The sequence below is a fragment of the Streptomyces sp. NBC_00440 genome (assembly GCF_036014215.1).
In the GTDB taxonomy this organism is placed as follows: Bacteria; Actinomycetota; Actinomycetes; order Streptomycetales; family Streptomycetaceae; genus Streptomyces.
Genome location: NZ_CP107921.1, coordinates 308813 through 332230, shown reverse-complemented (window position 1 = coordinate 332230; position 23418 = coordinate 308813). Strand labels below are relative to the sequence as shown.

Annotated in this window: 26 protein-coding genes and 1 pseudogene; 13 read left to right on the top strand and 14 right to left on the bottom strand. The window is 70.7% G+C overall.

Going from position 1 to position 23418, the window contains the following annotated elements; genetic code table 11:
• Positions 1-110: 110 nt before the first annotated feature.
• The 4 genes from OHB13_RS01480 to OHB13_RS01465 all read left to right on the top strand — a co-directional run bounded on the left by OHB13_RS01480 (position 111) and on the right by OHB13_RS01465 (position 4965).
• Positions 111-1220: an LLM class flavin-dependent oxidoreductase gene (locus OHB13_RS01480; RefSeq protein WP_266860121.1), complete on the top strand. Its 1110-nt coding sequence runs from the start codon at positions 111-113 to the stop codon at positions 1218-1220.
• Positions 1217-1843, top strand: coding sequence for an FMN reductase (locus OHB13_RS01475; RefSeq protein WP_328374969.1), 627 nt, complete (start codon positions 1217-1219; stop codon positions 1841-1843). Before OHB13_RS01480 ends, OHB13_RS01475 begins: the two co-directional genes overlap by 4 nt.
• A 104-nt stretch (positions 1844-1947) precedes the next feature.
• A complete protein-coding gene (locus tag OHB13_RS01470; RefSeq protein WP_328374967.1) occupies positions 1948-2835 on the top strand; it encodes an LLM class F420-dependent oxidoreductase in 888 nt (295 codons plus the stop codon).
• A 282-nt stretch (positions 2836-3117) separates the two neighbouring features.
• Positions 3118-4965, top strand: coding sequence for an exo-alpha-sialidase (locus OHB13_RS01465; RefSeq protein ID WP_328374965.1), 1848 nt, complete (start codon positions 3118-3120; stop codon positions 4963-4965).
• 139 nt (positions 4966-5104) lie between these two features.
• On the opposite strand, the gene OHB13_RS01460 is transcribed toward OHB13_RS01465, so the two are convergent.
• Entirely contained in the window at positions 5105-5848 is a 744-nt protein-coding gene (locus OHB13_RS01460) for a FadR/GntR family transcriptional regulator (RefSeq protein ID WP_405748550.1), read from the bottom strand.
• Between the two features lie 146 nt (positions 5849-5994).
• On the opposite strand from OHB13_RS01460, the pseudogene OHB13_RS01455 reads away from it, so the two are divergent.
• Positions 5995-6204, top strand: a pseudogene (locus tag OHB13_RS01455) (ATP-binding cassette domain-containing protein); the annotation flags it as partial.
• A gap of 60 nt (positions 6205-6264) precedes the next feature.
• Positions 6265-6735, top strand: coding sequence for a DUF5954 family protein (locus OHB13_RS01450; RefSeq protein WP_328374963.1), 471 nt, complete (start codon positions 6265-6267; stop codon positions 6733-6735).
• 13 nt (positions 6736-6748) lie between these two features.
• Here the strand turns inward: OHB13_RS01450 and OHB13_RS01445 are convergent, their stop codons facing one another.
• The gene (locus OHB13_RS01445; protein WP_328374961.1) at positions 6749-7414 is read right to left on the bottom strand and encodes a transcriptional regulator; all 666 of its coding nucleotides are present in this window, start codon (positions 7412-7414) and stop codon (positions 6749-6751) included.
• Between the two features lie 134 nt (positions 7415-7548).
• Here OHB13_RS01445 and OHB13_RS01440 point away from each other — a divergent pair, with 134 nt between their 5' ends.
• Positions 7549-7857, top strand: a complete 309-nt coding sequence (locus OHB13_RS01440) for a hypothetical protein (protein ID WP_266860133.1) — start codon at positions 7549-7551, stop codon at positions 7855-7857.
• Positions 7858-7899: 42 nt separating this feature from the next.
• Here OHB13_RS01440 and OHB13_RS01435 read toward each other — a convergent pair whose 3' ends face one another.
• Together OHB13_RS01435 and OHB13_RS01430 are read right to left on the bottom strand one after the other, a co-directional pair.
• On the bottom strand, positions 7900-9126 hold the full coding sequence (locus OHB13_RS01435) for a cation:proton antiporter (protein WP_328374958.1): 1227 nt from the start codon (positions 9124-9126) through the stop codon (positions 7900-7902).
• 6 nt (positions 9127-9132) lie between these two features.
• Positions 9133-9618 (bottom strand): cation:proton antiporter regulatory subunit, encoded by a 486-nt coding sequence (locus OHB13_RS01430; RefSeq protein WP_266860137.1) that lies wholly within the window; start codon positions 9616-9618, stop codon positions 9133-9135.
• Positions 9619-9894: 276 nt separating this feature from the next.
• Here OHB13_RS01430 and OHB13_RS01425 point away from each other — a divergent pair, with 276 nt between their 5' ends.
• A complete protein-coding gene (locus OHB13_RS01425; protein ID WP_328374955.1) occupies positions 9895-10605 on the top strand; it encodes a ribonuclease H family protein in 711 nt (236 codons plus the stop codon).
• Positions 10606-10623: 18 nt separating this feature from the next.
• Here OHB13_RS01425 and OHB13_RS01420 read toward each other — a convergent pair whose 3' ends face one another.
• Positions 10624-11460, bottom strand: a complete 837-nt coding sequence (locus OHB13_RS01420) for a hypothetical protein (RefSeq protein ID WP_328374953.1) — start codon at positions 11458-11460, stop codon at positions 10624-10626.
• A gap of 140 nt (positions 11461-11600) precedes the next feature.
• On the bottom strand, positions 11601-12053 hold the full coding sequence (locus tag OHB13_RS01415; protein ID WP_328374951.1) for a DUF5990 family protein: 453 nt from the start codon (positions 12051-12053) through the stop codon (positions 11601-11603).
• Positions 12054-12206: 153 nt separating this feature from the next.
• Between OHB13_RS01415 and OHB13_RS01410 the strand changes: the two genes are divergently transcribed.
• Positions 12207-13025: an endonuclease I family protein gene (locus tag OHB13_RS01410; protein ID WP_405748546.1), complete on the top strand. Its 819-nt coding sequence runs from the start codon at positions 12207-12209 to the stop codon at positions 13023-13025.
• Between the two features lie 72 nt (positions 13026-13097).
• Here OHB13_RS01410 and OHB13_RS01405 read toward each other — a convergent pair whose 3' ends face one another.
• The 5 genes from OHB13_RS01405 to OHB13_RS01385 all read right to left on the bottom strand — a co-directional run bounded on the left by OHB13_RS01405 (position 13098) and on the right by OHB13_RS01385 (position 16391).
• Entirely contained in the window at positions 13098-13361 is a 264-nt protein-coding gene (locus OHB13_RS01405) for a DUF6213 family protein (RefSeq protein WP_328374949.1), read from the bottom strand.
• Between the two features lie 206 nt (positions 13362-13567).
• Positions 13568-13897 (bottom strand): hypothetical protein, encoded by a 330-nt coding sequence (locus tag OHB13_RS01400; protein ID WP_266860147.1) that lies wholly within the window; start codon positions 13895-13897, stop codon positions 13568-13570.
• A gap of 155 nt (positions 13898-14052) precedes the next feature.
• The gene (locus tag OHB13_RS01395; protein WP_328374947.1) at positions 14053-14838 is read right to left on the bottom strand and encodes an SAM-dependent methyltransferase; all 786 of its coding nucleotides are present in this window, start codon (positions 14836-14838) and stop codon (positions 14053-14055) included.
• 234 nt (positions 14839-15072) lie between these two features.
• Positions 15073-16008: a hypothetical protein gene (locus OHB13_RS01390; RefSeq protein ID WP_328374945.1), complete on the bottom strand. Its 936-nt coding sequence runs from the start codon at positions 16006-16008 to the stop codon at positions 15073-15075.
• A gap of 116 nt (positions 16009-16124) precedes the next feature.
• Positions 16125-16391, bottom strand: a complete 267-nt coding sequence (locus tag OHB13_RS01385; protein WP_266860153.1) for a heavy-metal-associated domain-containing protein — start codon at positions 16389-16391, stop codon at positions 16125-16127.
• Positions 16392-16572: 181 nt separating this feature from the next.
• On the opposite strand from OHB13_RS01385, the gene OHB13_RS01380 reads away from it, so the two are divergent.
• Positions 16573-18021 (top strand): MFS transporter, encoded by a 1449-nt coding sequence (locus tag OHB13_RS01380; RefSeq protein ID WP_328374942.1) that lies wholly within the window; start codon positions 16573-16575, stop codon positions 18019-18021.
• A gap of 114 nt (positions 18022-18135) precedes the next feature.
• The gene (locus tag OHB13_RS01375; RefSeq protein ID WP_266860157.1) at positions 18136-18633 is read left to right on the top strand and encodes a peptidylprolyl isomerase; all 498 of its coding nucleotides are present in this window, start codon (positions 18136-18138) and stop codon (positions 18631-18633) included.
• A 133-nt stretch (positions 18634-18766) separates the two neighbouring features.
• On the opposite strand, the gene OHB13_RS01370 is transcribed toward OHB13_RS01375, so the two are convergent.
• The 3 genes from OHB13_RS01370 to OHB13_RS01360 are packed head-to-tail and all read right to left on the bottom strand — an operon-like array spanning position 18767 to position 21803.
• Positions 18767-19783: an acyl-CoA dehydrogenase family protein gene (locus tag OHB13_RS01370; RefSeq protein ID WP_328374940.1), complete on the bottom strand. Its 1017-nt coding sequence runs from the start codon at positions 19781-19783 to the stop codon at positions 18767-18769.
• The gene (locus OHB13_RS01365; protein ID WP_328374938.1) at positions 19780-20952 is read right to left on the bottom strand and encodes an acyl-CoA dehydrogenase family protein; all 1173 of its coding nucleotides are present in this window, start codon (positions 20950-20952) and stop codon (positions 19780-19782) included. Before OHB13_RS01365 ends, OHB13_RS01370 begins: the two co-directional genes overlap by 4 nt.
• Positions 20952-21803 (bottom strand): enoyl-CoA hydratase, encoded by an 852-nt coding sequence (locus OHB13_RS01360; protein WP_328374936.1) that lies wholly within the window; start codon positions 21801-21803, stop codon positions 20952-20954. The genes OHB13_RS01365 and OHB13_RS01360 overlap by 1 nt, the downstream gene beginning before the upstream one ends.
• Positions 21804-21934: 131 nt before the next feature.
• On the opposite strand from OHB13_RS01360, the gene OHB13_RS01355 reads away from it, so the two are divergent.
• Together OHB13_RS01355 and OHB13_RS01350 are read left to right on the top strand one after the other, a co-directional pair.
• A complete protein-coding gene (locus OHB13_RS01355) occupies positions 21935-22720 on the top strand; it encodes an SDR family oxidoreductase (RefSeq protein WP_328374934.1) in 786 nt (261 codons plus the stop codon).
• Between the two features lie 96 nt (positions 22721-22816).
• Positions 22817-23416, top strand: a complete 600-nt coding sequence (locus OHB13_RS01350; protein WP_266861295.1) for a TetR/AcrR family transcriptional regulator — start codon at positions 22817-22819, stop codon at positions 23414-23416.
• The last annotated feature ends 2 nt before the right edge of the window (positions 23417-23418 follow it).

Here is a 23418-nt window from a genome sequence, read left to right as displayed (position 1 = left end):
GCGCCGGACCGGAATACGGACGGGGGGTCGGCCGTTGTACGATTCAGTTCAACATTCAACTACTAATCGAGCAGTCAAAGCCAGAGCCAGAGCTTCGAGAGGTGAGCGCGATGCAGTTCGGAATCTTCACCGTCGGCGACGTCACGACCGACCCGACCACGGGGAAGGCGCCGTCCGAGCACGAGCGGATCAAGGCGATGGTCGCCATCGCGCTCAAGGCGGAGGAGGTGGGCCTGGACGTCTTCGCTACCGGCGAGCACCACAACCCGCCGTTCGTGCCGTCTTCCCCCACCACGCTGCTCGGCCATGTCGCGGCCCGCACCGAGAACATCATCCTCTCCACCTCCACCACCCTCATCACGACGAACGACCCGGTGAAGATCGCCGAGGACTACGCGATGCTCCAGCACCTGGCCGACGGCCGCGTCGACCTGATGATGGGCCGCGGGAACACCGGGCCGGTCTACCCGTGGTTCGGCCAGGACATCCGGCAGGGGATCCCGCTCGCCGTGGAGAACTACGCACTGCTGCACGAGCTGTGGCGGAACGACGTCGTGGACTGGGAGGGCAAGTTCCGTACACCGCTGCAGAGTTTCACCGCCACGCCCCGCCCCCTCGACGGTGTGCCGCCGTTCGTCTGGCACGGCTCGATCCGCAGTCCGGAGATCGCCGAGCAGGCGGCGTACTACGGCGACGGCTTCTTCGCCAACAACATCTTCTGGCCGAAGGACCACTTCAAGCGGCTGATCACGTTCTACCGGGAGCGCTTCGCCTTCTACGGACACGGAACTCCCCGGCAGGCGACGGTGGGACTCGGCGGGCAGGTGTTCATGCGGAAGAACTCGCAGGACGCCGTACGTGAGTTCCGGCCCTACTTCGACAACGCGCCGGTGTACGGGCACGGGCCCTCGCTGGAGGAGTTCACCGAGCAGACACCGCTGACCGTGGGCAGTCCGCAGGAGGTCATCGAGAAGACCCTGACGTTCCGGGAGTCCTTCGGCGACTACCAGCGCCAGCTGTTCCTGATGGACCACGCGGGCCTGCCGCTGAAGACCGTCCTCGAACAGCTCGACATCCTCGGCGAGGAGGTGGTGCCGGTGCTGCGAAAGGAGTTCGCGAAGGACCGGCCGGCGGACGTGCCGGACGGTCCCACCCATGCGGCGCTCGTCGCCGAACGTGACCGCGGTCTGCGGGCCGGGACCGAGGAGGCAGTGGTATGACCGCGCTGAAACTGGTGGCGGTATCGGCCGGTCTCGGCCGGCCGTCGTCGACCAGGCTGCTGGCCGACCGGCTGACGGAGGCCACGTCCCGCGCGCTCGACGGCGGCGACGTCGAGGTACAGGTCATCGAGATCCGTGATCTGGCGACCGCCATCGCCAACCACCTGGTGACCGGCTTCCCGAACCCCGCCCTGCGTGAAGCCATCGACGCTGTGGCAGAGGCCGACGGCCTGATCGCGGTGACGCCGGTCTTCACCGCCTCGTACAGCGGGCTCTTCAAGTCGTTCTTCGACCTGATCGACAACACCGCGCTGGCCGGTACCCCGGTGCTCGTCGCCGCTACCGGCGGCACCGCACGCCACTCGCTCGTACTGGAACACGCGATGCGCCCGCTCTTCGCCTATCTGCGGGCGGTGGTCGTCCCCACCGCCGTCTACGCCGCATCCGAGGACTGGGGATCGGACGGCGACGGCGACGGCGGGAGCCTTCCGGGCCGCATCGAGCGGGCCGGCCGGGAACTGGCCGCACTGATGGCGGGCAGGTCCGCGACGGCCGGAGCGGAGGACATCTACGAGAACGTGGTGCCGTTCGCGCAGCAGTTGGCCGGACTCCGCGCCGACTGACCCTGCCAGGCAGGCACCGGGGGAGCCTGCCGTGCCGATGGGCCGCCCGGGGGAAGATGCCGGGCGGCGGAATAGGCGCCGGACCGAAAGCGGTTGGGGTTTCCATGACCTCTGAGAGCTCTGACGAAGTCGCGCGATTCGGCACCATCGGCATCTGGAGTGCGGCTCTGCACCCCGCGGGTCCCGACCGCGGCGGTGAAGTGACCGAGGCCGTGGCCGAGCTGGACGAGCTCGGCTACGGCACCCTCTGGATCGGCGGCAGCCCGTCCATGGACGACGTGGTGCCCTTCGTCGACGCGACGCGGCGCATCACCGTAGCGACCGGCATCCTGAGCATCTGGCAGCACAGCGCCACCGATGTCGCGGAGCAGGTGGCGGGGATCGAGAAGCGCCACCCGGGCCGGTTCGTGCTCGGGATCGGGGTCAGCCATGACGCACTCGCCCCGAAGTACGCCCGTCCGTACTCGGAGATGGTCGCCTACCTCGACGCCCTGGACACCGCGTCCGTCCCGGTGCCCGCCTCGCGCCGGGTGCTGGCCGCGCTCGGCCCGAAGATGCTGAAGCTCTCGGCCGAACGGGCCGTGGGCGCCCATCCCTATCTGGTCACCGCCGAACACACGGCGCAGGCGCGCGAAGCCCTCGGCGCCGACGCCCTGCTCGCTCCCGAGCTGAAGGTCGTACTCGACACCGATCTCGACCGGGCGCGCACCGTCGCGCGCGGCACGCTCTCGATGTACCTGCAACTCTCCAACTACACCAGCAATCTGCTGCGGCTCGGTTTCGAGGACGCCGACTTCGCCGACGGCGGCAGCAACCGGCTCCTTGACGCACTGTTCGCGCTGGGCGACCTGGAGACGGTGCGGGCCCGGGTGGACGCGTACCGTGCGGCGGGCGCCGACCATGTGGCGCTCCAGGTGCTGACGGGGGACCGGCGCAGCGACCTGCCCCGCGCCGAGTGGCGCGAGCTGGCGTCGGCCTTCTCCCTCGGCTGACCCCGCCCGCACCGGACCGGCCCTGCGCCACTGACCGGACCGATCAGTACCACTGTCCGGATGGATCATTCACCCATATTTCGACGGCCCCGCGGCCCGGTCCGCGGGGCCGTCGCCGTCGTTCGGGGGAACTCGCCGCCGGACCACGCCTATTGACGCCTCTGTCCACCGCTCCTAAGGTCTCGAACCACTCGACACATGACGTCTGACGTCATGCGTCGATGTTCAGTGGTCCACGAGTTCCCCGCACCCTCCCCATCGCACCAAGGAGCGTTCGAGCAGATGGCATTGACGTGGAGAGCACCAACGTCCCTGCGGAGACTGGCTGTTGCCCTGTCGGCGGTGGTGGCGGCACTCGCCGCCGTCGCCGTGGTGACAACGGGCCCGGCCGCCGCGGCCGACGGCAGCCAGTCGGCCGTGGTCAGCCAGGACTGCACCAGCAGCCGGATCCGGGTGGCGCTGCTCAACCCCACCGCCGCGGCCACCACCTTCACGGTCACCTGGCCGGGCAACGGCACCTGGACCCGGGCGGTGGCCGCCGGTGACCGTACCGATCTGTACTTCTCCAAGCCCAGCGGTACGGACTACTCGTTCCGCACCACCACACCCCAGGGGCTGGACAGGACCACGACGGGCACCCTGGACTGCGGCCGGTCGATGGCCGCGCAGGTCAGCGCGGAGTGCCCGCGCGCCGCTGACGGTTCGCCGGCCGCGACCCACCGGCTGAAGCTCACCCTGGTCAACCGCTCCGACACATCGAAGACCTTCACTGTGGGGTGGGAGGGCCGCTCCGGCTCCCCCTGGACCCGGACCGTGGCGGCGCGCAGTTCCGACGACACGCTGTCGTGGACGGTGGCCGACGGAACCCCGTACCGGATCAGGACGACGGCCACCGGCTTCGACCGCACCGAGAGCGGGACCGTGCGCTGCGGGCTGGCCGCGGGCACACCCGGAATGAACGCTCGGACGCTCTTCGCCGCGCACACCTCCACCAGCGCGGGAACCCCGATCGCCGGTCTGAACCGGGCCAAGGCGGACGGCAGCGGCTACGAGACCTACACCGGCACCGCCGCGTCGGTCCGTATCCCCGCGATGGCCGTCACCGACAACGGCACGGTCATCGCCATGGCCGACGCCCGCATCGACAGCTCCGGCGACCTGGGCGGCAGCAGCAACAACATTCAGGTGGCCATGCGCCGCAGCACCGACGGCGGCGCCACCTGGACGGGCGCCTCCACGGTCGCGCACGCGGCGACGACCAGCGAGGGGTACGGCGACAGCAGCCTCCTGGTGGACCGTTCGGCCGGTCCGGACGGCAAGGTCTACGCGTTCATCAACTACTCGCCCGCGCCCGGCATCGGCTACGCGGGCTCGTCGGCCGGCTCGAACTCGGCGACCGACACCACCGCCATGCACATCCGGGTGATCTCCTCCACGGACAACGGTGCCACCTGGAGCCGCCCGGTGGATCTGAACCCGCAGGTCAAAAGCGTCAAGTGGGCCGGGATGTTCGCCTCTTCCGGCCACGGCATCCAGCTCTCCGACGGCCGCCTCGTCCAGCCGATCGTCTACAAGCAGGACGGGGCCGACCACGCGGGCAACATCTACTCCGACGACCACGGCGCCACCTGGCACGCGGGCGCCGCGGCGGCGACCGGCGTCAACGAGAACAAGGCGGTCCAGCGCGACAGCGGCCAGGTGGTGCAGAACCTGAGGTCGGACAGCGGAGGCAACCGCTGGTACGCCACCGCCGCGGACACGGCCGCCGGCCGCAACGTCGCGGGCGCCTACGGTCCGGCCTGGAACTCCGGCCTGATCGACCCCGGTTGCAACGGCGACGAGATCTCGTACCTCAGGCCCACCGATGTGGGATCCGGCGGATACCCGGCCCTGACGCCCGTCACGGTGCAGAGCAACAACGCGTCCGGCGATCGCAGTGAGCTGACCGTGCGGACCAGCGAGGACGACGGTGTGACCTGGCCGCACCAGGTGCTGATCAAGTCGGGCGCGGCCGGCTACTCGACCACGGCGGTCCTCAACGACGGGGTGATCGGCGACCTCTACGAGATCGGCGACACCGGCGGCATCGTCTTCAGCAGCTTCACCCCCGACTGGGCACGGCAGTCCTGACCCGCACGTGATCCGGTGCTTGCGGTGCGGTCAGCCGATCAGTTCCCGGACCCGGGTCGGCTGGCGGGCCCGGTGCGGGCGTACGGGCCCGCCCCCTCGTCAAGGTGCGGGGGCGGGCCCGGAGTTCCGGAGGGGCGGGTCAGCCGGCCGGAGCCGCCGCCCGTGCCTCCTGTACCCGTCGCCTGACCGGTGCGTAGTGCTCGGCGATGGCGCGGGTGAAGGCCTCGGCATCGCCGGCGCGGGCGGCGTCGACGATCCTGCGGTGGTTGGCCACGGTCTCGGCCTCGTCCTTGCTGGTGATCACGCCGAGATGCGGCACGACGATCGTGTAGACATCCCAGAACGCGAGCGACAACTGCCCTATCAGCTCGTTGCCGAGGGGCTCGACCAGCAGGGCGTGGAAGGCGCGGTCGGCCTCGACGAAGCCCGTACCGTCGCCGCTCCCCGAGCGCTCCATGTCGTCCACGATGCGGTAGAGGGTGCGGAGGTGGTCGCTGTCCAGGGAGGTGAGGATGCGCTCCGCCATCCCGCGCTCGAACAGTTCGCGTACGTCCACCAGGTCCGACATGACCTTGAAGTCGTCGTCACGGCTGAGCAGTCCGCGGAAGGTGAGCCCCTCCACCAGAGCCGAGAGGGTGAGCCTGCCGACGTAAGTGCCGTGGCCGTGCCGCACCTCCACGATGTCCAGCGCGTCGAGGGTCTTGACCGCCTCGCGGACGCTCGACCGGCTGGCGCCGAGCGTGGCGCTCAGTTCGCTCTCGGTGGGCAGCGGATCTCCCGGGCGGAGTTTGTTCTCCAGGATGTACCGCTTGATGCCCTCGCTGACCTCCTGTCTCAGCAGGGAACGCCCCTGACGTCCTTCCAGGATGTGTCGGCTCTCCACCCCTTGACCCCTCTCCTCGTCCCAGCTACGTTCACACGTTACCAGCCATCAGACATCAGACATCAGACAAATTTCTGCACCCGATGCCGTCGCTGTTCGGTTCCCCCGCATCGGGAGGACCCCCGGGTCTCAGAGCACGAGCACCGTCTCAGCGCACGAGTACCGCGGCCGGGACCAGGCAGCTCACGTCAAGCGGAGGCACCAAGCCCCCGCCGAACCGCTCGAACTGGTCCGGCTCGCCCCGGAGCGCACCCTGCGGAGCTACCCGTACGAGCTCTCCGGCGGGCCGGCGCCGGCGCGTCGCCATCGCACGGGCGCTCGCCCTGGAGCCCGAGCTGATCGTCGTCGACGAGCCGCGTGCCGGACACCGCGCTGACGTCTTACGGCGACCCGGACCTGGGCAGGATGATGGCCCCATGAGCGATCACGACGAGACCGCGGGCAGCCGGAGCGCTTTCGACGAGGAGGCACGACAGGTCCTCGCGACGGGCGCACGCGAGGAGAAGCTGCGCCGCCGCTACCCGATCGAATCGACGTCCTTCGAGCGGACCCGGATGGCGCCGTACACCGCGTACGCGGCGATGGTCCTCGAAGGCGCGGGCTGGCGGCAGATGTTCCCGGCCCAGCCGAGCGAGGACGAGGCGCGGCTCGATCTGGCAGCGGTCCTGCGCGGTACCACCGAGCACCCGCAGGTCACGGCGGTCCGCTACGCACAGGCGGCCGACGCCGTCGAGAACGGCGCGGACCAGGTGGTCCTCGGTGAGAGGGTCTACCGCATCGTGCGCGTCGAACAGACGGTCGTCATGACGGAGTACGGCCCCGAGCCGCCCCAGGGCACGGACTGTCCCTTCCCCGAGGAGTTCGACGACCGGGAGTCCGAACACTGAACCGGCATGTCCGTCAGGCCAGTTCGGCGAGGGTGTTCCAGAACATCAGCTCGTAGCTCTGCAACAGCCGCCCGTGCCGGCGGGCGGCTGCGGTGTCCAGGCCGCCGTCGAGCCCGGCCTGGACGGCGGCCGCTGCCTGCGTTTCGAGACCGGGCGCGGGCTCGCCGAAGAAGTCGAAGAACCCGCAGGCCTCGTCGTCGAAGCCGTAGTGGGTGCGCAGCCCCTCCGCGATCGCCGCGCAGTAGCCACCCCAGGCGGCGAAATTGGCGGTGAGTGCGAGGGCCGCCTCCGCCGGTGCGGCGGTCAGCGCCAGCCTGGCCACGTACGAGGGGTAGGCCTGGCAGCCGGCCGTCGGTTCGTACGCCGCCACGTCGGCGCTGTCGAGTCCGCACGCGGAGGTCAGCGCTTCGAGCCGCTCGGCCGCGGTGTTCTCGCCGCCCGCGAGGGAGGCGAAGAATACGGCACAGGCGTCCTCCCGGCGAGCGGCCGACCGCTCGGCCAGATACGCGAAGGCGCTCCGGTCGCTCGCGATGATGTACTGCTGTTCCAGCGCGAGCGCCGACAGTGCGCCGGGGTCCGCGGTACCCGCGGCGATGAGCGGCACGAGCCGGTTGTCCGCCGCGCCCGGTGCGAGCGCGGCCGTGGTGCTCCTGAGTACGTCCAGCGCTGTACGGTCCATTCCGGTCCCCTTCGTCACGGGTACGCGGTACCCGCCCAGAGTGTGTGCGGCACCTGTCGTGCGCACCCCGGGCGGCGGTGCCATACTCGGACATGTTCACTCGAACGGCTGTCCCTGTCCGAAAGGACGACGCCATGACCTGGGCTTCGTGGACCACCAGCGGAATCTTCGCGGGACCGGGCGGAGTCCGTACGGAAGAGGTCGGTGTGCTGACCGGCGACCTGACGGTGCACACCACGTGGTCGGAGGACCAGGCGTCCTTCGCCGTGCAGTACAGCGGGTCGTCGGACTGGTTCACCCTGGTCGGCAGCCCCGTGCCCTGCGGCTCGGAGCGAGCCAGCCGGGAACTCCACCAGATCGTCGTCGAGGCGGTCCGCACCGGCGGCGGAGCCACGGCCCAGACCGTCACGTACAACGCAGGGCCCTGGACGACTCAGCAGTAGGGCACGCTCACCGGCGCGGTGTGCGTAGCCGTACCCGGCCCGTCAGCCGCGGGAGCCCGCCGTGCCGGCCGCGTCCGCCGCTTCGGGGGCCCGCGGGGCCGTCGGCGGTGCGGCTGTCGTTCCGCGGCGGAGCCGGCGTGCCAGCGGCTCGGTCCAGCGGGCGGTCAGCGGGCCCACGATGACCAGGATCAGGACGTATGCCGTAGCCAGCGGGCCGATGCGCGGCTCGACGCCGACCGCCAGACCCGCGATCACGATGGAGAACTCACCGCGCGCCACCAGTGTGCCGCCGGCCCGCCAGCGTCCCGCCGGTCTGATCCCGGCCCGGCGGGCCGCGTACCAGCCCGTGGCGATCTTCGTCAGCACCGTCACGATCGCGAGCAGCAGCGCGGGGACGAGGACGGGCGGAATGTCGGCGGGGTTGGTGCTCAGCCCGAAGAAGACGAAGAAGACGGCGGCGAAGAGGTCACGCAGCGGAGTCAGCAGATTGTGCGCGCCTTCGGCGACCTCACCGGAGAGCGCGATACCGACCAGGAACGCACCGACCGCCGCGGAGACCTGGAGCTGCTGCGCGATCCCCGCGACGAACAGCGTCAGCCCGAGGACCACGAGGAGCAGCATCTCGGGGTTGTCGGACGAGACCGCCCGGCTGATGAACCGGCCGTGGCGCAGCGCCACGTAGAGGACCGCGCCGACCGTGCCGAGAGAGATCAGCAGAGTGAGGCTGCCCCCGGCCAGGCTGAGCCCGGCGAGCAGCGCGGTGAGCAGCGGCAGGTAGACGGCCATCGCCAGGTCTTCGATGACCAGCACGCCGAGGACGACCGGTGTCTCCCGGTTGCCGAGGCGGCCGAGATCCCCGAGCACCTTGGCGATCACTCCCGATGAGGAGATCCAGGTGACACCGGCGAGCGCGACGGCGGCGACCGGGCCCCAGCCGAGGATGAGCGCGGCGGCAGCGCCCGGGGTCGCGTTCAGTACGAAGTCGACGATCCCGGAGGGGTACTGCGTCTTGAGGTTGGTGACGAGTTCGGACGCGCTGTACTCAAGTCCCAGCAGCAGGAGCAGCAGGATGACGCCGATCTCGGCGCCGGTGGCGGTGAACTCCTCGCTGGCGTCCAGCGGGATGAGGCCGCCGTGGCCGAAGGCGAGTCCGGCCAGCAGGTACAGCGGAATGGGGGAGAAGCCGATGCGGCCGGCGAAGCGGCCGAGGAGGCCCAGGGCAAGGATGACCGCCCCGAGTTCGATGAGCAGCGCGGACATGTCGTGCACAGGCGTCTATCCTCCGGTGATCAGTTCCGCGACGGCGTCCACGCCTTCGCGGGTGCCGACGACAACGAGGATGTCGCCACTGGCGAAGCGGAAGTCCGGGGTGGGAGAGGGGAATGCGGTGGTCCGCCGCAGCACGGCGACGATGGAGGCGCCGGTCCTGGTGCGCGCCTGAGTGGCGCCGAGGACGCGCCCCGCGTACGGGGACCTCTTGGTGATCGCGATGCGTTCGCTCACCAGGTCGATCTCCAGGTGCTCGTGCAACTGGGCCACCGGCGCCGGTGTGAGCAGCCGGGACAGCGCGGCCGCTTCGTGCGAGGCGAGCGGAGTCGAGCTGCGGCAGCTGTCGTCGTCCTCGGGGTCGTGGAAAGCGAGGATGCGCCGGCCGTCCTGATGTGCCACGACCGAAATGTGCTGTCCGGCATCGGTGTTGAGGTCGTACCTGGTTCCGACTCCGGGCAGGCCGGTTTTCCGGATGCGGGCGGCGGGTTCCATGGAAGGCTCCATCAAGGCATTGAGGGGCGGTGTACGGACACGGTTGCCGGAGGCGCGGCCCGACCGCGCTCGGTCTCGGTGGATCCGGTCCGGTGGGCAGCCGGTAGCCCTGCTCATACTCTAGCGCAGGTCAAGTAATGGTAAATAGTGCGGTCTTTATGGGGTGGTTGGTGGCTTTATGGCCGAATTATCAAGGAAGCGAGACCGGTGACGGCAGTGCTCTGCGCCGAGGCCGCCCGGTAAAGGTGTGGTGCCGGGCCCGCCGCTGTTGCTGGCATGATCGGGGGCATGGCTGAACGCGTTATCGCCGCGTGTGACGGGGCGTCGAAAGGAAATCCGGGACCTGCCGCATGGGCCTGGGTCATTGCCGACGGTGCGGGGGCACCCGTCCGCTGGGAGGCGGGTCCGCTGGGCACGGCGACCAACAACGTCGCCGAACTGACGGCTCTGGAGAGCCTGCTGGCAGCCGTGGACCCGGGCGTAGCGATGGAGATCCGGATGGACTCCCAGTACGCGATGAAAGCGGTCACGACCTGGCTGCCCGGCTGGAAGCGCAAGGGCTGGAAGACGTCGGCCGGCAAGCCGGTCGCGAACCAGGAACTCGTGATGCGGATCGATGAGCTGCTCACCGGCCGTACCGTCGAGTTCCGCTACGTCCCCGCGCACCAGGTCAACGGTGACCCGCTCAATGACTTCGCCGACCGGGCCGCCAGCCAGGCCGCGATCGCGCAGCAGGCCGCTGGCAGCCACCTCGGCTCCCCGCAGCCGCCCGCCGCGCCCGACGCCGTCCGTACCGGCGGGGCGTCCCGGCGTCCCTCCGGGGGCGCCACGAAGGCCGGGCCGTCGGCGAAGCGCACCTCGTCGCGGACACTGAACGCGAAGTTCCCCGGCCGGTGCCGCTGCGGCCGTTCCTACGCGACCGGTGAGCCCATCGCCAAGAACGCGGACGGCTGGGGTCACCCCGACTGCCGCACGGCGGACGCCTGAGCCGAGCGGCCGGCCGGATCAGCCGGCCGGGGAGTACGAGTAGACCGTCGTGGACACCATGCAGGCGCCCGGCTGGACGACCTCCGCGCGCAGGGTGGACGTCTTCGGGTCGTAGTCGACGCCCTCGGACTCGAAGGTGCCGGAGCAGATGCTGCGCCGGGGGAGCTGGAGCAGTGTCGTCACCCGGCCGGTGACCGCACTGCCGTCCAGGGCGTGCGGGAGGTCGACCTGGAGCAGGTCCTTGGCCTCGTCGTCGGATACACACACCAGCCGGGTGTCCGATACGAAGTCGCAGCCCTGGATGTCGCTCACCGCGCGGTCCAGTGAGATCTGGCCGGCCTGCGGGAGCGCCCCGCCCGTGGGTGGAGTGGCCGGATTCAGCAGCGGAGCCGGGAAGACCTGGAGGCGGTCCTGGTCGCCCCACTCCCCGGAGACCATCCACTGCGAGTCCGGAGAGGCCGCGGTGAAGGAGTTGTTGAGCTTCTCGCCCGGGTCGAGTCGGTGGACGTACTCGTACCGCTTCCCGTCGGGGGTCGTCACCGCGTACATCTTCGATGTCGCGTCGTCCCCGCCCTGGTAGGCGTCGAAGACATCGCCGTCGGCGATGTCCGGATCGCCCACGTGGTTCCAGCCCTTGGCGCGGAGGTCCAGCGGCACCGACGCGAGCCCGCGGAAGAGCAGCGAGCCGTCCGCCCGGCTGGCGACGCCCTCGCCGCCGGTCAGGGAGCCGGTGTAGGAGGTGCCCGACTCGGTCCAGCCACCGGGGGAGGCGGCGGTCGCGCTGGGCAGGAACGCGACGGAGAGCGCTATGGCGCCCGTCAGGACGGCGGCAACGCGGAGCGTCTTGGGGGGCACTGATCCTCCGGCGGTTCGGCAGCGGGAGGCGAAGCGTAGACCGGACGTCCGTACGAACGCACCACCCCGGCACGGCGGTTGCCTGCTGATGGCCGGAATGCGACGTAGCCGCGAGCCCGGCCGGCTCCCAGCGAAAGGACCTAGTCGGCGGGCTCGGCGGTCCAGGTGATCAGCGGGGGCCGCACCGACCCGCAGAGCGGCTGCCCCTGGCCGTCCGTGAGGCGCAGCCGGGCGGTGAGACGGCCGGACCGTACCGCCGCGTCGAGCACTTCTGGGCTGACGGCGTCCAGCATCAGTTTGGCGCGCCGGAACATGGTGGCGGTGCCGTCCTCGTCCGCGGTGGTCCAGGACAGATAGACGAAGCGTCCGCCGAAGCGGTTCTGGATGTACGGACCGGAGATGACGGTGCCGTCGGGCCCCGGCGCCGTCGTGCACTCCAGCGTCCACCGGGCCGACGGCAGGTCGCCGGCGTGCGGTGCGGCCACTTCCTGGGGGCGGTCCTTGGCCTGGACGCCGACGTGGATGTCGACGGCGTCGGCGAAAGCGGAACTGGTGCGGCCGGGGAGGCCGGAGGCTTCGATACGGAGCTGCATGCCGCCATTGTCCAGGGCCGGGGCGTTCGGCAGATCGGCACACGCTCGTTCCGTGTTCTTCACACGCCGGACCGGGGGCCGTGGCAGTGTCCTGTGAACCGTACATGACATCAACCACGTGCTACCGCGCGCCAGTTGGAGAGGACACCCCACATGTCCCGTCTTACAGCGACGAGATGGATGACCGCCGCGGCCCTGGCGGCGGTCGCCGCGCTGAGCGTGGCACCCCCCGCGCCCGCGGCGGCCCGCCCGGCTCCCCTCCCGGCGGCGACGGCCGCCGGGGTGCTGGACGATTCGTACTACGCGGACGCCGAGGGCAAGTCCGGCGCGGCGCTCAAGAGCGCGCTCCACACGATCATCAGCAAGCAGTCGACGGTCAGCTACGCCCAGGTCTGGGACGCGCTGGAGGTCACCGACCAGGACCCGGCCAACTCCTCCGACGTGATCGAGCTGTACACCGGGAAGTCCGTGCCCAAGTCGAGCAGCGGCGGCAGCACGGGGGACTGGAACCGCGAGCACGTCTGGGCCAAGTCGCACGGGGACTTCGGTACCACCACCGGACCGGGCACCGATCTCCACCATCTGCGGCCCGCGGACGTCTCGGTGAACGGTGTCCGGGGGAACAAGGACTTCGACAACGGCGGCACGGCGGTGGCCGGAGCCCCCGGCAACTTCACCGACTCGGACTCCTTCGAGCCGCGCGACGCGGTCAAGGGGGATGTCGCGCGCATGATCCTCTACATGGCCGTGCGGTACGACGGTGGTGACGGATTCCCGGACCTGGAGCCGAACGACAAGGTGGACAACGGATCGGCGCCGGCCATCGGCCGGATCAGCGTGCTCACGAAGTGGAGCGACGAGGACCCGCCCGACGCCTTCGAGGAACACCGTAACGACGTGATCTACAGCGACTACCAGCACAACCGCAACCCGTTCATCGACCACCCCGAGTGGGTCGACTCGATCTGGTAGACGCGGGCGGTACGACAAGGGGTGGGCCCGCGTCCGGGCCCACCCCTTACTGCGTCCGGGGCGTGCCGGGGCTCAGGGGCTCTCCACGTCTCCGCTCACGTCTCCGCTCCCCTTGGAGGTGTGGGCGATGCACTCGACGTCGATCTGGTCGGCGAGTTTCGCCAGTTCGATGGTGAGGGCGGCCACGGTGTCCTCGTCGGCGTTCGACGCGTCGTCGCGCACCGCCTGGAGCCAGCCGGCGCCGAGCGTCCGCAGCATGTGGCTCACGTCGGCGGCTGCCACATGCAGCACGCCCTGTTCGTCGGGGACCAGGGCCAGCATGACGTCACGGTTCAAGTCTCTCCGCCTCCAGTGTCTGCGGAATGCTCCGCGATGCGACTCTAATGACACCTTGCGCCCTCACGCGGGACATGAGGTCCATGCCCGCCGAGGGCGCAGCCGATGCACGAGGCATCCGGGTGTGTGGTGTCAGGTGCCCGCTCACGCGCCTACCCACCCCGCACGATCGGAGCGGCACGCGGAGTCGTGGGCGGGGCCGGACCTCACCGGCGCTCGGCGCGGCGGCGCCGGATGACGGCGATGTCGATGGCCGACACGGCGGTGAAGAGAGCGCAGACGGCGGCGAGAGCCACCAGGACCGCTGTGCCCGGGGATCCCGCGGGGCGCGCGGAAGCCGCCCACAGGGCGAGGAGCGCCGCCCCCGCGGCGAACAGCGGCAGGGCGATGGCGGAGAGCACCAGGCGGGCGCCCAGTGCGCTGTAGGCGGTCAGCGGTTCGGTCCCGGTCCTGACCCATCGGGGGCCGGAGAACACTGAGTGCGAGTGCGGGGCGCGTCCGCCGTGGCCTGTTCCCAGTGCGGCACGGTGGGACATGAGGAATCCCCTTCCCGGCTGCGGCCACCGGGAACGCGGGCGGCCGCGCACCTGATCACACGGATCCTGTACCACCCAGTGTGCTCCGCCCGCGCCGCTCCCGGCCGGATCCGGAGGAGACTCCCCAGGGCCGGGGCTCCAGGTTCTGTCCGGCCCTAGCGGATGCGCCCCACCGCTGCGTAGATCCCGCTGCCCTCCGCTTCCGGGGAGGCCGTGTCCTTGAACCACTCGGTCGCGGTCACCAGGCCGGGCTCGACGAGATCGATTCCGTCGAAGAACCGGGCCACCTCGGTACGGGTGCGGAAGCCGAGCCGGATGCCGCCCTTGGCGTACTGCGCCGTCACCATGGCCGCCAGTTCCTCGTACCGGTCCGACGCGGCGTGGGACATCACCAGGCAGCTGCCCGGCGCCAACGTCTCCACCAGGGCGCCGACGATGCCGTACGGGTCCTGGTCGTCCGGCACGAAGTGCATCAGCGCGATCAGGGAGAGCGCGATCGGCCGGTCGAAGTCCAGGAACTTCCTGGCGTGGTCGATGATCGTGCGCGGCTCGCGCACATCCGCCTGGATGTAGTCGGTCGCGCCCTCCGGGCTGCTGACCAGCAGGGCTTCCGCGTGCCGCAGGACGATGGGGTCGTTGTCCGTGTAGACGATCCGCGCCGACGGCACGGTCTGCTGGACGATCTGGTGCAGGTTCGGCCGAGTGGGTATGCCGGTGCCTATGTCGAGGAACTGGTCGATGCCGCTGCCCGCCAGCCACCCGGCGGCGCGGTTCATGAACGCGCGGTTCTGCCGGGCGGCGTCCTTCGCCTCGGGCGGAAGGCTCTCGCCCACCTCCTGGTCGACGGGGTAGTTGTCCTTGCCGCCCAGCAGCCAGTCGTAGACCCGCGCGGGGTGCGGCTTGCTCGTGTCGATCCGGGGGGCGGGTGCGGCTGCCGTCATGGCGGGCTCCGTTGCGCGAGGAGTGGACGGGGCAGGCCCCTGGGTGAGGCCGGGGGAGAGGGTGACTGCCGCACTGTCGCAGTCCACCGCACCCCGGCCGACCAGCGCCTTGTCGGCGCAGTCTGCCACAGCAACTCGCCACCCAGCACATGGCATTGGCCCCGCGGAACTGAGGGGACGGGGGGAAATGAAGACGGACCGGGCCCGCCGGGCCCGGTCCGTCCTGTGCGTGGATCAGTGGTCGTGTCCGTCGTGGTCCGGCATGTCCGCACCGGACCCGGAGCCGTCGTGCGAGGCCGCCGCCTGCACGGTGAACTCGGCTGTGTGGACCTTCCCCTGGTGCTGGAAGTCCAGATACAGCCGGTACGCGGTGGCGCTGGGAAATTCCGCGTGGAAGGTGATCCCGGGCCCGGGGCGCGTGGTGCCGTCGCCGGGGGCTCCCTGCGGATGCACGTGGAGGTAGGCGAGGTCGCCCTGGCGCAGGGCGACGAGATGCCCGTACGCACCGAGGTAGGGCTGGAGATCGGTGACCGGCCGGCCGTTCCTCGCCACCGACAGGGTGAGCATGCTCGCCGCGCCGGCCGTCGCATCCCCGGACAGGGTGACGGTGTATCCGTCGACATGTGCCGTGCGGGAGGGGGCGGGCAGCGGAGTGGGCCGGTAGTCGCCCGCGACGGAGACGTCCGCGCCCAGCGTGAGTCCGCTGCCGCCCGCGGGCACGAAGTCGGTGAAGACGCGGTAGCTCCCGGCCGATCCGAAGGTGAGCGGTACCGACCAGGTGCCGTCGGCGCCCAGTTCGGGATGGACGTGCTGGAAGCCGGACAGGTCGCGGCGGGCGACGATGAAGTGCAGGTCCTTGCCGTGCGACTGCGTGTAGCGGGTGACCGGTCTGCCGTCGGGCCCCGTGATCCGGAAGCGGAAGTCGGTCTGCTTGCCGGCCGGCAGCGGATCCGACGGCGGTACGAGGGTGTACCCGTGCTCGGAGACCTGCAGGCCGCCGGGCACGGTGTCGCCCGACCCCATCGGGTCGGCGGAACCGGCCATGTCGTGGCCGGCGTGGGCCTCGGCGCTGTCACCCACAGGCCCCACCGCGTGGCCGATACCGAGGGAGGCCCCGAAGACCAGGGCGAGACCTACCGCGAACGTTGCTGTCTTGCCGATGGTGTTCATCGCTTGTCCTTCCGGGGAGCCGACGGCTCCGTGCCGATCGTGCGGGGGGCGGGATACGGCCGCCGGCGGCCGGCGCCCGCTGTGCGCGGGCCGCCGGGCCGGGGCGGCGGGCTGGATCAGTGGCAGCTGCCGCAGCAGCTCCCCGACGCCTGCTCGGGTGCCGCGGTGACCTCGTAACCGGCCTCGTCGATGGCGGCGGCGAATGCCGCGTCGTCCACGGCGGCGGTGGACGTCACCGTCACCTTGCCGGTGGACAGGTCGACATCGACCTGGGTCACGCCGTCGATCTTGGAGACCTCTTCGGTGACGGACTTGACGCAGTGCGCACAGGTCATGCCGCTGACGGTGTAGACGGCCGGGGACGCGGACGCGGTGGTGGTCATGGCGAAGCCTCCTGCTTCTCGGTCGCGCCGGCGGTCTCTCCGCCGGTCACTCGTCCGACTACATACCCCTTGGGGGTATCTCGTCAAGTCGGATCGATACGACATCGGGACTGGCGTTACGTACCCCCTGGGGGTATGTTGCAACTCCAACGATACCCCCCTCCGGTATGGGAGCACAGTGATGTCAGACTCAGCCGCACCTCCGCATCCGCGGCGCTGGACCGCGCTCGCGGTGATCGCCCTGGCGCAGTTCATGGTGATCATGGACACGTCGATCATTGGCGTGGCCCTGCCCGATATGCAGCACGACCTGGGGTTCTCGCAGGAGAACCTGTCCTGGGTCTTCAACGCCTACGTCGTGGCGTTCGGCGGGCTCCTGCTCCTCGGCGGCCGGCTGTCGGACCTGTTCGGGGCCAAACGGCTCTTCGTCATCGGCTGGACGGTCCTCGCGGTCGGTTCCCTGACCGCGGGGCTGGCCGGCGAGGTCTGGATCGAGCTGACCGGCCGCGCGCTGCAGGGCATCGGCGCCGCACTGATCGCGCCGTCGGCGCTGACGCTGCTGATGATGCTCTTCGGATCCCGCCCGGCCGAGCTCCCCAAGGCCTTGTCGCTCTACGGTGCGGCAGCCCCGGCGGGCGGCACCGCGGGCGTCTTCCTCGGCGGCCTCATCACCCAGTACGCCAGCTGGCCCTGGGTCTTCTACATCAACATCCCCATCGCGATCGCCGTCCTGGCGATCACGCCGGGCGTCATGCCGTCGGTCCCGGCGCGCCGGGGTTCCATCGACCTCGCCGGAGCCGTCACGGTCACGGCGGGGCTGGCCATCGCCGTCTTCGCGGTGGTCCGTGCCCCCGGAACGGGCTGGGGCTCGCCCAGGACCTGGCTCGTCCTGCTGGCCGGGATCGCCCTGATCGGTGCCTTCGTCGTCATCCAGTCCCGGCGGCGTGAGCCGCTGATGCGGCTCGCCATCCTGCGTTCACCCAATCTGGCGGGTGCCAATATCGCCCAGCTGCTGATGGCCGCCGCCTGGATCCCGATGTGGTTCTTCCTCAACCTCTACCTGCAGCAGGTGCTGGGGCTCGGTGCGTTCGCCTCCGGGGCCGCGCTGCTGCCCATGACGGTCGCGATCATGGTCATGATGATCGTCCTCGCGCCCCGGCTGATGGCCCGGTTCGGCCCCAAGCCGATGATCGTCACAGGTCTGTTCGCGCTGGCCGCCGGCATGGTCTGGCTCTCCTTCGTCCGCGCCGACGGCACCTTCTGGGTCGATGTCCTGCCCGCCTCGCTGCTGGCCGCGGTCGGTATGTCGCTGGCCTTCATCCCCTCGCTCGGTACGGCCCTCTCCAGCGCGCGTCCCGAGGAGGGCGGGCTGGCGTCCGGCATCGTCAACACCAGCTACCAGGTCGGCTCGGCCCTGGGGCTCGCGGCCATGACGGCGGTCGCCGCCGCGCACGGCTCCAACGAACTGGGCCATCCCGAGGCCCTCGCCAACGGCTTCTCCGCCGCGTTCATCGGTGCGGCGGTCCTCGCCGCGGCCGGCGGGGCCGCCTCGCTCCTCACCCTGCGCGGCGCGCCGGCGATCTCCGGAACGGAGGGAGCTGTGCCGCAGGAGCAGCCCGAGGCCGTCTGACGGCCCTGTTCCACCACCCGGGCCGGGCGGCCCGCCGGACGGCATACGACTCCGTCCGGCGGGCCGCCGGACCTGTGGCCTGGGGCTCCGGGGCGGACGTGACAGGATGTCTCCATGTCTAACAACGTTTTCTTCGACATCACCATTAACGGCGAGGCCGCGGGAAGGATCGTCTTCGAGCTCTTCGACGGCGTCGTTCCCAAGACCGCGCAGAACTTCCGCGAGCTCGCCACCGGCCAGCACGGCTTCGGTTACGCGGGCTCGGGCTTCCACCGTGTCATCCCGGAGTTCATGCTCCAGGGCGGCGACTTCACCCGGGGCGACGGCACCGGCGGCAAGAGCATCTACGGCGAGAAGTTCGCCGACGAGAACTTCACGCTGAAGCACGAGCGTCCGTACCTGCTGTCGATGGCCAACGCCGGCCGGAACACCAACGGTTCGCAGTTCTTCATCACCACGGTGGTGACCCCGTGGCTGGACGGCAAGCACGTCGTCTTCGGCGAGGTCATCGAGGGTCAGGACCTCGTGAAGAAGATCGAGTCGCTGGGATCCCGCTCCGGCGGCACCAGCGCGAAGATCGAGATCGCGGCTTCCGGAGTCGTCGAGAAGTAACCCCCCCCTGGGGTTTCTGACGGGGCCCTTCGGGACCCTTCCCGGCACGGACCGGAGATGTCCGGGTGCCTCCGCGACCGCCGCCAGTGCGAGCGGTCGCGGAGCCCCGGACCCGGTCGTGCCTCCTGAGGCTTCACCCACCCGGCGCGGCCAGCACCCGGGCCCGGCAGGCGGACGGGGAGCCCCAGGCCGAGCGCAGGGCGCGGGCCTTGCGGATCCACAGCGACAGGTCGTACTCGGCGGTGTAGCCGATGGCGCCGTGCAGTTGCAGTGCGGTACGGGCCGCCGCGTAGGCCGCCTCGCCCGCCGCCACCTTCGCGGCCGCGACCTCGGCCCCCGCATCCGGCGACCTGCCCGCCAGGGCCACCGCCGCACCGTGCACCAGCGGGCGCGCGAACTCCAGCCCGGTCAGCGCGTCGGCCAGCCGGTGCTTCACGGCCTGGAAAGAGCCGATGGTGGTGGAGAACTGGGTGCGCTGCTTGGCGTAGGCGACCGTCCGCTCGACCAGCGCCAGACCGACCCCCAGCGACTGGGCCGCAGTCGCGAACGCCGCCCAGTCGGCGGCAGCACGGGCCGCCGCGCCGACATCCGCGCCCGACGCGAGCGGGACTCCGCCGGCGATGTGCGGGACCGCGAGCCGCCGGGCCGGATCGACCGAGGGCTGGACGGTGCCGTGCCCGGACGCCGCGTGCAGCTCCGTCTCTCCCTGTCCCACCACGAAGGTGACGTCGGCGGTGTCCACGTCCAGGGCGTACGGGCCGCCCGCCGGCATGGCCAGCGACGCCATCGCCTGTCCCGATGCGAGCCGCGGCAGCCAGCGGTCCGCGGTCGCCGTGTCCGGGCACCCTGCGGGCCCGCCGAGAAGGACGCCCGCCGCTACGGTCTCCACCAGCGGCCCCGGTACGGCGTGCCGCCCCAACTCGATGAAGGAGACGGCGAGTTCGACGGGGAGCAGGCCCATTCCCTCGTACTTGTCCGGTACAGCGAGGGCGAAGACCCCCGCGTCGGCGATCCGCTTCCACAGCGCGCGGCCGGGGCCGGTGTCGCCAGTGCCCCAGGCCCGTACGGCGGCCGGAACGTCGGCCGATGTGAGCATCCGGTCCAGCGTCCGGCCGAACTCGGTCTGTTCGTCGTCCAGCAGGAATTTCATGACCGGCGTCCCTTCGGCAGGCCCAGCAGCCGCTCGGCGATGATGTCGCGCTGGATCTCGTTGGTCCCCGCGTAGATGGGGCCCGCCAGCGAGAAGGTGTAGCCGTCGGCCCAGCTGCCGTCGGCGGGTGCGTCCGCTGCCTCGTCCGAGAGCTCGCCGCGCGGCCCGAGGAGGTCGAGTGCCGTCTCGTGCAGGCTGATGTCCAGCTCCGACCAGAAGACCTTGTTCAGGCTGGACTCGGCGCCGATGGAGCCGCCGGCCGCGATCCGTGAGGCGTTGGCATAGGTGAACAGCTGGTAGGCGCGCGAGCGGATCACGGCGTCGGCGACCCGGTCGCGCAGCGCGGTGTCGTCCGGGTCGGCCTCGGCGCGCCACAGCGCGGTGAGCCGTTCGGCCGCGGCGGTGAAGCGTCCCGGGCTGCGCAGCGTCAGGCCGCGTTCGTTGCCCGCTGTGCTCATCGCGACCTGCCAGCCGCGGTTCGGCTCGCCGATGACGTCGGCGTCGGGCACGAAGACGTCGTCGAGGAAGAGTTCGGCGAAGGCCGGCTTGCCGTCGAGGCGTCCGACGGGCCGTACGGTCACGCCGTCGGCGTCGAGCGGGAACATCAGATAGGTGAGGCCGCGGTGCGGCCGGTCCGCGTCCGGGTCGCTGCGGAAGAGCCCGAAGGCCCGGTCGGCGAAGGCGGCCCGCGACGACCACGCCTTCTGGCCGTTGAGCAGCCAGCCGCCGGCCGTCCGGGTCGCGGTGGAGCGCAGCGAGGCCAGATCCGAGCCGGACTCGGGCTCGGACCAGGCCTGCGCCCAGATCACCTCACCGCTCGCCATGGCGGGCAGGATCCGGGCGCACTGCTCGGGGCTGCCGTGCTCGAAGAGGGTGGGGGCGAGGAGGTTGATGCCGTTCTGGCTGACGCGGCCGGGTGCGCCAGCCGCGAAGTACTCCTCCTCGAAGATCAGCCACTGCAGGATCGAGGCGTCCCGGCCGCCGTGCCGGGCGGGCCAGGAGACCACCGACCAGCGGTCGGCCGAGAGGGTCCCTTCCCAGGCGCGGTGGGCCGCGAAGCCCTCGGCGGTCTCCAGGGAGGGCAGGGGCGAGGCGGGGACATGCGCGGCGAGCCATTCGCGGGCCTCGGCGCGGAAGGTGTCCTCGGCGGCGGTGAAGTCGAGATCCATCAGCGTCCTGCCTTCTTCATCGCACCGATGTCCATACCGCCGAGCGAGTCGGCCGCCGTCTCGGCGTTGTGCGCGTGGGCGAGATGGTGCAGGCCGAACACCGAGTCGAGACCGGTGTGCAGGCCCTGAAGATCCTCGGCCTGGTTGACCGCGCGCTTGGTCAGGGCCAGCCCCATCCGGGGCATCTCGGCGATGCGCGCGGCGAGTTCACGGGTGCGGTCGGTGAGCTCGGCCGCGGGAACGACCCGGTTGACCATGCCGACCTCGTAGGCGCGCTGCGCGCTCATCCGGTCACCGGTGAAGAGGAACTCCTTGGCGATCCGCGGGGGCATCACCCAGGGGTGGGCGAAGTACTCGACGCCGGGGATCCCCATCCGTACGACCGGGTCCGCGAAGAAGGCGTCGTCGGAGGCGACGATGAGGTCGCAGACCCAGGCGAGCATCAGCCCGCCCGCCACACACGCGCCCTGCACGGAGGCGATCAGCGGCTTCGGCAGCTCGCGCCACCGCCGGCACATGCCCAGATAGACCTCGGACTCCCGGGCGAAACGGCTCTCCGCGCCCGTCTTGTCCGAGTGGTCCCACCAGAGTCCCGCCGTGCGGTCGAAGGGGAGGTGCGCGTCGCGCTCCGGGGTGCCGATGTCGTGCCCCGCGGAGAAGTGCCGGCCGGCGCCCGCCAGGACGACGGCCTTGACCTCGCTGTCGTCGGCGGCGCGGTAGAAGGCGCGGTCGAGTGCGTACGTCATCGCGGAGTTCTGGGCGTTGCGGTAGTCAGGGCGGTTCATGGTGACGAGGGCTATGGGGCCCTGCCGCTCGTAGCGCACCACGGGCTCTTCGTGGTCGGCGGTCATCGGCGGCTCCTTCTCTGGCAGGTATTCTTCCCTAACAAGTGTTTGGTAGGTTAACCTACGGCCATGAGCAGCGTCGAGGAATCCGGCACCGGGACCGCCCGGCAGCGGACCGCATCGCGAGGTGGACATCCGTGAACAAGCCCCCGCAGTACCTCCCCGGGCACCAGCTGCTCGCCGGCCGTACCGCAGTGATCACCGCGGCAGCCGGCGCGGGGATCGGCGGCGCCACCGCGCGCCGGTTCCTGGAGGAGGACGCCCGCGTCGTCCTCGGCGACAGCCACGCCCGCCGCCTCGACGAGACCGTCCGGGCCCTGGCCGATGAGTTCGGCGCCGACCGGGTCGCCGGCGCCACCTGCGACGTCACCGACGAGGACCAGGTGGGCGCCCTCTTCGACCTGGCCGAGGAACGGCACGGCGGGCTCGACCTCGTCGTCAACAACGCGGGGCTCGGCGGAACCGCCGAGCTGACCGAGATGACCGACGCCCAGTGGGACAAGGTCATCGACGTCACCCTGAACGGGACCTTCCGGTGCACCCGCGCCGCGCTGCGCCGGATGAAGGCCTCCGGCGGCGGGGGAGTCGTCGTCAACAACGCCTCCGTCATCGGCTGGCGCGCCCAGCGCGGACAGGCCCACTACGCGGCCGCGAAGGCCGGCGTGATGGCACTCACCCGCTGCGCCGCCGTGGAGGCCGCCGAGTACGGCGTACGGGTCAACGCGGTCTCGCCCAGCCTGGCCATGCACCCGCACCTGGTGAAGGTCACCACGCCCGAGCTGCTCGAACAGCTCACCGAGGCCGAGGCCTTCGGCCGGTACGCCGAGCCGTGGGAGATCGCCAACGTCATCGTCTTCCTGGCCAGCGGCTACTCCTCGTACATGACGGGCGAGACGGTGTCGGTCAGCAGTCAGCACGCGTGAGCGGGGAACGACAATGGGTCTGTGCCTACAGCCAAGAACGCGCCGGCCGACAACGTGCCGGGCAAGAACGCGACCGCAGCCAAGAAGAAGACCGCGATGAGTCCCTCGCCCGCGCGGCGCAGGGAGCTGCTCGCCACCGCCGCCGAGGTGTTCGCAGCTCAGGGCTACAACGCCACCACGGTGCGGAAGATCGCGGACGAGGCCGGGATCCTGGCCGGCAGCCTCTACTACCACTTCGACTCCAAGGAGTCGATGCTCGATGAAATCCTGACCACCTTCCTGGACGAGCTGTGGGCCCGCTACGACGCCGTACTCGCCTCCGGTCTCGGCCCCAGGGAGACCATCGAAGCCCTTGTGACCGAGTCCTTCCGGGAGATCGACCGGCACCGCGCCGCAGTCGCCATCTACCAGAAGGAATCGAAGTACCTCTCCGTGCAGCCGCGCTTCGGCTATCTCGCCGACTCGCAGGAGAAGTACGAGAAGGCCTGGCTCGGAACGCTCGAACGCGGCGTCTCCGATGGGGCCTTCCGCGGCGATCTCGACGTCCGTCTCACCTACCGCTTCGTGCGCGACACCGTCTGGGTCGCCGCGAGCTGGTACCGGCCGGGCGGACAGCACAGCCCGGAGGAGATCGCCCGCCAGTACCTGGCGATGGTGCTGGAAGGCATCGCGTCCGGGCCGCACCAGGAAACGTAGAC